The following is a 10,227-nucleotide window of genomic DNA, read 5'->3' on the forward strand; positions in this document are numbered from 1 at the left end:
GGTTTTACGATTTCAATTTACGAAAAACAAAAATATTACCTCTTTTATGAGACAACCTATTTTGTTCTTATTTATTAAATCTCTAGTTCTAAGAACTAAAAATACAAGCAATAATAAGGTATTAAAAATATATAAGTAATTCTCATAGCTGTTATATTTCTGGTTGTAGTAAAACAGTTCAGAAATATTATGTACTAAGTTTAAATAAATCAAGAAATAAAAAAGAATGCTTAAATAAAGATATTTTTTTAGACTACTCCTAAAAAATAGAAAATAAAGAAGTAAAAAACTATTTAAAGGTAATGCTAAAATCCCCCAAGAAGAGTTAATATCATTCCAATGAAATATATTTATCCCAAAAATTAGCAAAAGTGTCCAAAAGTCAATCTCTTGTTCTACATGCTGATTTTTTCTTTGCACCAAGAAAAAAATAATATAAATAATGGCTAGGATTATTGTATGGATTTTAATCCATCTTTTTACCACCTCATAACATTCTGTAAATCCATCGCCACAATATAATCCGTAATCTATAATGTCACTTGAATAAAAGTAAATATATCCGAAATAAGCAGTAAAGCCTGCTGATAAGATCAATAAAATAAATAAAAACTGTTTTTGTCTCATTTGTTTTTAGAAATAGCAAAGCAATATTAGCTACTTATGTTTTATTTTTGAGGGCTGTAATTTCGGCTTGAATTGAGCATTAGTTTCTCAATTGTATAGTTTTCAGAAAGTAGATGATTTATAGAAAGTGGTCAATTAACACTAGAAGTTGGATAGTCAATCCTACTTATTTTTCCGATTAAGGCATAAAATATTCTACTTCTGTTGCGTAATTATATTCATTATTTTTTTTCTCTTCTGCTGTTGGTTGTTTATTCCTAAATTTTAGTATTTTTTCTTTTGTCTTATTCGTTACTAAATAAAGCGTAGCATCTCGATCATTATCATCAATCTCTAAATTAAAAATAATTATCTTTAGCTCTTTTTTTTCTACAAAACTTCTAAAGCTTTTTGGCATAACAAATTTTGAACAATAGAAAGTTTTTTTTGCTTTATCTCGCCATCCCAATTCAAACTCAACGGGTAATTTTCTACGGAATTTTTCATATATACCTATCCCTTGTTCGAATGTTCCGTCTAAAGAAGTAAAACTGAACCCAACCTCACGTTTATTAGGTTTATTAAAATCAAAATAAATATCATATTCCCTTTCATTATTAGCCCATGCTTCATAAGGGATTCCATGGTGCTGCCAGTAGCTGTAAGTATTACCCCATGTTTTAAAATCTTTTGTTTTTAAGCCTGCCCCTACAGTTTCATCTTTATAGCCATTCAAGTGTCCTTTTGCTACTTCTAAATTTACATATTCATCTGCCTTTTCATCCAAAGCTTGAAACCAAACCCGTATCCAGCCTCCAGGTGCCATACCTACCACCAAATGCCCTAAATTGTCTTCGTCATCAAGATTATATTCATTAAATAAATCCCTTATCTTTTCTTGTGGGAGTAGTACTTTTCCTTTAAATCCTTTACCATCTACAACACTGTAATAGTCTATATACACTTCTTTTGGTACATCTTTCCATTTCTCCCCAACTACCGCACCATAGCTCTGTCCCCAACCAGGAGCAATGCTTGTATTACTTCCGTTTCCAGCATTCCCAAAATCTACATTCCCCGCTACAGGATAATACTTGGGGGCGGAAATTCCCGCCTCCCAAATGTATTTTTTTTTGTTACAAGACTGTAAAAGGCTAAGACTTATCATAAGTATCCAAATTAGGAATGTAGTATTCCCTTTTATAAGGCGGATCTGTATATTCTTTTTCATAGGTAAAGTGAGGTACATTGGCATAAGCAAAATTATAATGATCTAATGCATCTGCTAAAGGTGCATTGAAATTTGCTGATAAATGTACAAAATTCTCCATAAGATAGTTGTTCATTTCAGATGAAATATGATAACGTCCCTTTTCATCAATAAGATTGGAATAGGTAACAACTTTTCCCTCTTTGTTTACCCAGCCATCCTCTGCTACTTTTTTTAGCAATTCATAATATGTTTTCAGATCTTTTTCTTTCCCATCACCTGTGGGATAAATATATTCTTTAGGGTGCTTTGTTTTACTTTCAGGCAGTGTAAACGGTACATCAGCATAAGTGGAGGCAATATATTTCATTACATTCATATAGACCAAGGATAGTTTGTTATTCAATGGACGTTTAGAAAGAAGCTTGTGATGGTATCCTTGTAGCTTATAATGCCATTCTCCGTCAGTTTTATACCAATCATTTCCCATGAAATCTTTCTCCAACAAGAGATATTTTGATTTATTGATATGAGACTCTAAATCTTCATCCATACTTCCGCTTAATGTGTAAGCCCTGACATGATGCATTACTTCCCAGTACAGTATGGTCTGATCATCTGGGCAAAGCTTTTGAGAAATATACCAGTTACGCAATAATTCTTTCTGCTGTTCCAACTTTTGTTTTTCAGAAATACTTGCACCCACTCCTAAATCAAAAAAATGTAAGGTACAAAGCTCTTTTTGTATTTGCCAGTATGCCCCACCGACATCTGAATGTGCTCCCAAAACACCAATTTCTTTTGCATGGGTAGTATTCAAAATAGGTCCTATGGGTGTAATGGGAAAGTTATCTCGCCACTCGGTTTCAGCCTTTAGCTGTAAAATTTTTTTAATATTAGGATTGGACAGATCTGGGTTTACTTTCTTTATTCTGCTTATACCCTCTACAGCTGCACCTATTACAGGCTTTAGCTTTATAGGACTCAATGCTACTGCCAATACTTTTGTAATAGGATTTCTCGTAGCGTCTATAATTCCTTTTCTTTCGAGCATCTGAGAAATTACCGTGTCAAATAATCCCAAAAACTCGACATTCACATTGTATTTTGGATAATTAATTCCCTTTTTTTGAAGGATATTGCCCAAATGTCCCCCTATAAAAATATCTCTCTCAGGTGCATTGAAGCGTTGTACCAATCGGGTATTATCCTTTTCTACTTTATACGCATCTTTTTTGTATTGTTGGATACTTGGAAGACTGTCTTTTATTTTCTCATACTTTTTAGCGGCTGGTCGTTTAATTTCTGTAATTGGCATATTTCCACCGCTTCCCGGATTTTTATCTTTTCCTATTTTCAAAACTTCGTTACTGAAATGTCTTGCCGCTGCAGCACCTCGGCTGAATCCGAATACATCAAACTGAATAGATATAATCTCTAAAGGTTTATGGATAGTTTTTTGCCTTGCTGAGAAAACTTTTATTATCTCATCAGCAATGTTCTGACACGCCTGCTCCACTCTGGATATCACACCCCGTTCTCCTTCGCCCATACCGGAACCCACCATATCATCTTCTTCGTCCCGTAATGTGCCAATGCCTTCTATATAAAATTTCATCTGAAGACTTTGAAATTTTACATCTTGTTCCCACTTTCTTTTTTCTTCATATAAATCGTGAAGAAGTGCAATATTGGAATAGGTATTCCAATAGCTGCTCCCCGATTCTATTACAAAGCTTTTAAAATTCCTAATTTTTTCTATTTTATCTTGTTCCAATGGAGGTTTACTATACTTTGGATCATAATACACTGTATCAGAGTTATATCTATTATTTCCTGTCCCATCAAAGAATACTCCAATACGAAGTTGTACTTTTTCTGTTTTTTCAAATGCTTTATATTTTCTTTTGTTCGTTCCATATGGATCAACATCCGCCACCCCGATATCTGCAAGGTTTCTAATTCCTATATTTCCTGTTTTCATTTTTGTTAATTTTAAATGTTAGTAAAAAAGAAAGCGGTGGTTTCCCACCACTTTCAAAACAAAGTTTAACCGTTGTTATACAGGTTTTATAATTGTACTTGGCAACGTTGTCGCTCCATCACTATGAGCCAACTGCGCCTCTGTATCCAATTTGAAGCTTGTTTCAAACTCCAGTTCCTTAGGATTTTCACAATTCTTAGGCTCGTCTTCTGGGAAGATTGGTAGCGGATGAAGCGGATCAACCGGTAATCCTGTAGAAGATGCCTGAAGAATGGTAAGCGTCGTAGGAACTCTTGTGATCCAGTATTTCCCTTGCGAAACTCCTGTAGGCTGTCTCATCTCGTCTACAATAGACATATACATTGGGTCTCCGATCACAGGAACTGCTCCTCCGTTCCAGATAATTCCTGTTTCCATAAAGAACTGTACAGCGGCTTCAAAGCCCGGCTTTACAGTAACAATGATTCTCGCCATCCCTGCCTGAAGGAAACTTCTGAACAAAGGATCCATACTTTCGGTAAGGTAGAACTCCTGCCAGCTTTTACGGTTTGCCCAATAGTAAGGATAGAAAGTATAATCCATGATTTCCCACTCAAATGCCTGTTCCATGAACTTTGCCAAAGCAGCATACTGATCAAGATTATCATTCAGATAAACTTGGAAGTTATCCATTTTGGTATTATCATTCAATGCGTTTGTTGATTCATACCCAAGTGTATTTGAGTTAAGGTAATCCTGCAACAGGTAAGCGATACAGTTATGCTTCAGGGTATCATGCTCCATATAACGGTAGAAGTTCCCCTGTCTTTCTTTTGCTTCTGCTTCTTTAGCTTTTTGCTCCTCGTCTAAACGTGCCTGTTCTTCCTGGAATTTTTTATACGCTTCTTCGTACGCCTTGATGATAGCATTAAAGTTTTCTGTAGCCCACTGAAGCATATAAGCATCAGAAAGGGTACATTTAGCTTTCACAACCAAACCTACCTGTGTTGTTCCGTTTTCTCCTGCATACTGCATATTATAATCTCCAACAATATTAATTCCGTAACTTGTGTAACTGCTTCGAAGCCAACCCTGACGATGCGGATTTTCAATATGCTGCGAACCTCCTTTTAAGTTATCAAATGTTAACCAAGAACTATTTTTTTTGAATCTGTTATAAAAAGCATACGTTATTTCAGCTTCATATGCTTTATAATTTGCAGGAATACTGATTGGTAAAATTCTTGGTGTCGCACTATTATCCAAATCTATTTCTACATTACTGGTTACAGTAAGATTAGCATTAGGTAAATCAGTAAGTGTAACTCCATAAATATTCGCCCAATATTGCAATAATTCTTTAGTTGCAGCCTTTGGACTGTCCATTGTTTTAGGAGATGGGGCAGTTCTCGGATCTACCGGAGCCGTAAGCACCTGCGCTTTGGCGACCGCAACTGCCAGACGATGCAGTCTTGAAGGTTCAGGAACCATAAATTCAAACATGGTACGTACCCCATAATTGTAAATCTGGTTTTTCATCTTCTTATCGATCCATCTGTAAACGCCTGTAATGTGTTTAGGCTGTGCTGCATCTGCATCATCTGTTTCAGTTACTTTTCCTCTGTTGTCAAATTCATGAACATTGGTTTCCGTGTATTCTTTAATGATCTTTTGTACTCTTTCTTCAGAAATTTTGGTCAATACTCTTTCCATCGCTCTTTCCGTGATTTCCTGAGATTTAGCAACAGCCTGCCTCGTGCTGTCATGCTGCGCGGTATTGTTGGCATAATCGGCTCCTACTTCAAAGTACCAAGTACCCGATTTACCAAATCTTGCGTGAGCATTGAAGCTCTGTTGCTTATCCAGTTCTTTCGCTACTTCCGTCTGCATATCTGTTCTGGAAGTTTTGGAAGTATCAGAGATTTTTTCTGTTTCCTGAGACTTGGAAGTCGTATCCGTAATTTCAGAATAATCCCTTGCTACGGAAGATTTATGCCTCAGTTCACTTGCCATCACGTTCTCAATATTGGAAACTTCTCCCGGAACATAGGCGTGAACACTCTGCACGACTTTCAGATAATCGGCAACTCCTAATCTTTTGATTCCGAAGTTTCTGCGTTTCTGGATCTTTACGTTTTCCGGTTCTTCCGGATTTTCTACCACTCCTCTTGTTAGAGTAAGCATTCCGGTTAGACTGATATCTTCTTTTGGGTACAGCTGTCCAAGATCTGTGGATGCTTTACTTCCATTATCAAAAATAATTTCGATTCTGAAAGCAAGACTTGCTCTGAACTTATTGATAAGACAAGTTGGCAAAGTAATTTTATCGTTGATTACCGGAATATTGCCGAAGTTTTCTTCAAAACTTCCTGCGGTATCGCTTGTAGCAAAAATTTTTGCAGAAGCAACGTTCCATGAAGAATCTGCGACTTCAAAAGAGAAATTAACAAATCCTCCCGCTCCCGAAAATCCAAATGTATTGTGGGAATAAAAACTATAAGCCATTGGTGTCCTTGCCGTGCTTTGCACCACCGGAACAGATGCCCCTGCAAGATTAACATACTGCTGCTGCTGAAGTGGTGAGTTTTCCAGTGCGGTCTGCATAGAAGAAGAAATATGATTCCCGATGATGTTTAAGGCATCAGAATAGCTTTCTAATTCATTATCAAGCGTGATGTTTTGGGAACCTATTCTTAACATATGGTCTGAAAGAACTTCAATTCCATATTTTTCAGCTTCTTCAGCGGCCTTCTGATGATCGAATTCTGCAAAGAGCTTGATGAAGGTGTCTAAAGATTCAGGAGAAAGGTTGTCCTTCAGATCCAACAGATTAATTTCGTTTTTGTAAGAAAACTGAAAAGGGGCGACCTCATATCTCTTCAACTCCTCGTACATTCGGAGTTTTTCTTCTTCAGGGGTTTCCTTCGTAATTCTACTTTCTACTTCCTCTAATTTTCTTTCGTACAGTTCAAGGGCATCTCTATTTTGTTCCTTATAGTTAGCATATGCCTCCTGATAAGCCTGTTCACTAACTTTATGGTATCTTTTCTGAAGCTTTTCCAATTCTGCGTTAAGCTTTTCCAAAGCTTCTTTTTGATGAAGTGCTTTGTTGGCAGACAATAAAGCCTGTGTTTCAGATTCTAATCTTTGCGAAGTTCTTGCACTCAAAGCATTAGCCGATGTTCCGGAAGCAGCTCTTGAAGAGACAGACCCCGCGGTAACAGCATCTTCAGAGAATAAAAACTTAGGCAAAACGATTTTCCCATCCAATGCCTTTTCCAATGGTTTCCCTCCATTAGCCTTTATGATTTCAGGATCCGCTAAATTCATACTTTGGGCAAAGCCAATATGGATTGCCATTAAAATATGGCTGATTGCTTCTTTCACATAGAAATCTCCCTGAGTAACGATCTGGAAAATATAATTGTTCCAAAGAGTTGAAAAGACTTTGATTCCATCTGCTGTAAGCTCTTTATTGTTATCAATAAGATGACTGTAATAATTTTTTACATCGCTTAATTCGTTGGCGTTAAGCTCTTCTCTTTTAGAAATTTTCCTCCCGATAATCAGAAGTTTCCCGAATTCTCCTTCTTCAATTTTCTTTTCTGTTTCGAATCCGGAATTGCTGAATGTTCTTGCCGCATTTGCCATTTCCGAGAGCTTCGATGCTCTTGAAGATTTTCCTGCAACGGCAGTATCGAAAATTCCGGTAGCTCCTTTTGGTCTGTGGATAAATCCTAAATTTCTTTCTTTGGTTTCTGTAAGCTGTGGATTTCTTAAGCTCACGAATCTGAAAAGCGTCTGAGACGCATTGTTTTTTCCTGACATTTTGTAAATTTGTTTGGTTTTATAAAGGTTAAGATTTGAAGCCTCTTTTTAGTAGAGTCACTTCAGGTTTTAGCCTTATTTTTTTAGGTGGTCTTCAGGCTAAAGTATGTCCACCATGAGTTTTAAAGTCTCTTTTCACTTTCTGTGTTTTTCTATACTGCAAATATCGTCCGGCGTGGCGACAAAACTCGTCGTATTAAATTGATTTATAATTATTTTCGATAAAAATTCATAGATAATTGAAAGTCAATGAGAAAAATTTCCGAAAGGTTTTTTGGAAAATTTGAAGAGAAAATTGTCTTATATTTTAACCTTTTTCAGAAAGAGATGAAAGAATTCTACGAGCTGCTTTTTGCCATTAAAGTCAAACTAAAATATTCATATTTTAACTAAAAATATTCACACAGACTTTTGCAAATTTCATCACAACAATATTTTATCTTTGTATGTTGATTTGAATTCAAATGGATAAATAGGTAGATTAACTTGTTTTTCAATTTTAGAATCAACAGAAAAAGTAAAAACAAAATGATATAAAAATGGCACGGGGATTCAGAAAAAAAATTCAGCAGAAAAACACCGAAAACAGTGGTTTTGGCAGCAATGTTTCGGGAAGATTCATTAATAAGGATGGTCTTCCGAATGTTAACAGAAAAGGAGTGAATATTTTCAACAGATACAGTTGGTATCATACGATGCTGGATTTATCCACATTCAATTTTCTTTCTTATCTGGTGATTGCGTATGTTTTAGTGAATTTATTTTTTGCTTTAATTTATTATCTCATTGGTGTAGAACATTTAACGGGAATTGATAAAAGTAATCCGGTAAATGAATTCATCGATGTGTTTTTCTTCAGCTCCCAGACGTTTACCACAGTAGGATACGGAAGAATTGCTCCGGTAGGTTTCATGGCAAGTCTGGTGGCTACTTTTGAGGCTTTTTTAGGATTGCTTACCTTTGCCATTGCCACGGGACTTTTTTATGGAAGATTTTCAAGACCGAGAGCGTATCTGAAGTTTTCTGATGTTGCCGTTGTCGCACCTTTTAAAGAAACTTCAGCATTAATGTTCAGGCTGGCTCCCTATAAAAACAATGCATTAACGGATGCAGATGTAGTTATTACTACCGCCATTGAGGTGATGGAAAACAGCTCACCGAGAATTAATTTTTATCAGCTGAAAACGCAGCTCAGTAAAATCAATACTTTGGCTCTGAACTGGACGATTGTACATGAAATTGATGAAGAGTCTCCGTTTTACGGTTTTTCAGAGGAGGATTTTAAAAATACTGGCATTGAAATTATTGTTCATATCCGTGCTTTTGACGAGGTTTTTTCAAATACGGTAGTACAGAGAACCTCTTATGTAACGAAAGAAATTGTATACGGTGCAAAGTTTATCCCGATGTATTATCCCGATAAAGATAATCTTTCCACGGTGCTGAATCTGGATAAAATAAGTGACTATCAAAAAGCAGAACTTCCGGTATTCATGGAAGAAGAAGAATAAATGGATTTAGAATTTTATAAAAAACAGGCATTACAAAAACAAAAGGAACATAAAAAATTTCTGGACGGGCTGAAAAAGAAACCGCCCAAAAATCTGGATTATATCGTTCAGGAAACGCATGAAGAGGTTTTTGAAAGAATAGACTGTCTGCAATGTGCCAATTGCTGTAAAACAACAGGACCGCTTTATACCGAAAAAGATATTGAAAGAATTTCTAAGCATCTCCGCATGAAACCTGCCGATTTTGAAGCAAAATTCCTGCGTGTAGATGAAGATAATGATAAAGTTTTGCAAAATTTGCCGTGCTTTTTTTTAAATGAAGACAATACCTGCTCCATCTATGAGGTTCGTCCGAAAGCATGTAGAGAATATCCCCATACCGACAGAAAGAAGATCTACCAGATCAATAATTTAATGATTAAAAATACTGTCATTTGTCCCGCCGCATATGAATTTGTAGAGCGAATTATGAAAAATTTAGGAAAATAATATATAATTCAAAATCCGTCTTAAATAATTATAAAGTCCGTTAAATAAAGACTTCCCGCATAATATTAGACAAAATTCCGGCGTTTAAGTTAAACAACCATTTAAATATTAATATTATGAAGAAGTTAGTTTTAACAGCAGCGTTTACATTAGTCGGAGTAATCGCGGTATCGGCTCAAACGGTAACATCACAACAAAGCCCGTCACAAAATTCTAATAATCCATCGACCACTCAAACCCAACAGAATTCACAGGCAACCACCAACTGGGAGACAACTTCCGGAACGTCAAGCCAAAACCAAAATACAGGCACCACTGCCACTGTTGAAGCAACAACACCCGCCACAACAGCATCCGCAGAAACCACTGTAAATGCCAATACAGAAGCAGTAGCAGACACCACCAAATCTACAGACGCCATAAAAGAAGAAAAGAAATCCAAGAAGAAAAAGTCGAAGTAAGTATTTAGTTGTTCCTTAGAATTGCAATAATGTTTTGATTTTCAATACACTGTAATTAAAGTATGTTCAAAATCATTGTAAAAAATTGCAGAAAATCGTATTTTTAGGGTATAAAAAGCGGCAAAATGTTAGGGAAAATAAAACCCGATTTACAGCAGA

At 36.0% G+C, this 10,227-nt stretch carries 7 protein-coding genes; 3 read left to right on the forward strand and 4 right to left on the reverse strand.

The features are described from left to right. Positions 1-12: 12 nt before the first annotated feature. The 4 genes from DD829_RS22270 to DD829_RS22285 form a co-directional block, all read right to left on the reverse strand. Positions 13-627 (reverse strand): hypothetical protein, encoded by a 615-nt coding sequence (locus DD829_RS22270; RefSeq protein ID WP_108410229.1) that lies wholly within the window; start codon positions 625-627, stop codon positions 13-15. A 178-nt stretch (positions 628-805) separates the two neighbouring features. Further along, positions 806-1,774 carry a DUF2931 family protein gene (locus DD829_RS22275; RefSeq protein ID WP_165814896.1) on the reverse strand — a complete coding sequence of 323 codons (969 nt, stop codon included), beginning with the start codon at positions 1,772-1,774 and terminating at the stop codon, positions 806-808. Next, positions 1,761-3,800 (reverse strand): phospholipase effector Tle1 domain-containing protein, encoded by a 2,040-nt coding sequence (locus DD829_RS22280; RefSeq protein ID WP_108410202.1) that lies wholly within the window; start codon positions 3,798-3,800, stop codon positions 1,761-1,763. The genes DD829_RS22275 and DD829_RS22280 overlap by 14 nt, the downstream gene beginning before the upstream one ends. A gap of 75 nt (positions 3,801-3,875) precedes the next feature. Continuing rightward, on the reverse strand, positions 3,876-7,607 hold the full coding sequence (locus DD829_RS22285) for a hypothetical protein (RefSeq protein WP_108410203.1): 3,732 nt from the start codon (positions 7,605-7,607) through the stop codon (positions 3,876-3,878). Between the two features lie 539 nt (positions 7,608-8,146). On the opposite strand from DD829_RS22285, the gene DD829_RS22290 reads away from it, so the two are divergent. From DD829_RS22290 to DD829_RS22300, 3 genes are all read left to right on the forward strand, one after another. Then, complete coding sequence (locus DD829_RS22290; protein WP_076393992.1) at positions 8,147-9,118, forward strand: ion channel; 972 nt, start codon at positions 8,147-8,149, stop codon at positions 9,116-9,118. Further along, the gene (locus tag DD829_RS22295) at positions 9,119-9,607 is read left to right on the forward strand and encodes a YkgJ family cysteine cluster protein (protein WP_108410204.1); all 489 of its coding nucleotides are present in this window, start codon (positions 9,119-9,121) and stop codon (positions 9,605-9,607) included. It begins immediately after the preceding gene. A gap of 116 nt (positions 9,608-9,723) precedes the next feature. Further along, positions 9,724-10,068 (forward strand): hypothetical protein, encoded by a 345-nt coding sequence (locus tag DD829_RS22300; RefSeq protein ID WP_108410205.1) that lies wholly within the window; start codon positions 9,724-9,726, stop codon positions 10,066-10,068. Positions 10,069-10,227: the final 159 nt, after the last annotated feature.

The sequence above is a fragment of the Chryseobacterium sp. HMWF035 genome (assembly GCF_003094695.1).
GTDB classification, from domain to species: Bacteria; Bacteroidota; Bacteroidia; order Flavobacteriales; family Weeksellaceae; genus Chryseobacterium; species Chryseobacterium gambrini.

Excerpts from the sequence above, each read along its gene's own strand:
- DD829_RS22270 (WP_108410229.1), bottom strand. The coding sequence starts at position 627 with ATGAGACAAAAACAGTTTTTATTTATTTTATTGATCTTATCAGCAGGC.
- DD829_RS22275 (WP_165814896.1), bottom strand. The coding sequence starts at position 1,774 with ATGATAAGTCTTAGCCTTTTACAGTCTTGTAACAAAAAAAAATACATT.
- DD829_RS22280 (WP_108410202.1), bottom strand. The coding sequence starts at position 3,800 with ATGAAAACAGGAAATATAGGAATTAGAAACCTTGCAGATATCGGGGTG.
- DD829_RS22285 (WP_108410203.1), bottom strand. The coding sequence starts at position 7,607 with ATGTCAGGAAAAAACAATGCGTCTCAGACGCTTTTCAGATTCGTGAGC.
- DD829_RS22290 (WP_076393992.1), top strand. The coding sequence starts at position 8,147 with ATGGCACGGGGATTCAGAAAAAAAATTCAGCAGAAAAACACCGAAAAC.
- DD829_RS22295 (WP_108410204.1), top strand. The coding sequence starts at position 9,119 with ATGGATTTAGAATTTTATAAAAAACAGGCATTACAAAAACAAAAGGAA.
- DD829_RS22300 (WP_108410205.1), top strand. The coding sequence starts at position 9,724 with ATGAAGAAGTTAGTTTTAACAGCAGCGTTTACATTAGTCGGAGTAATC.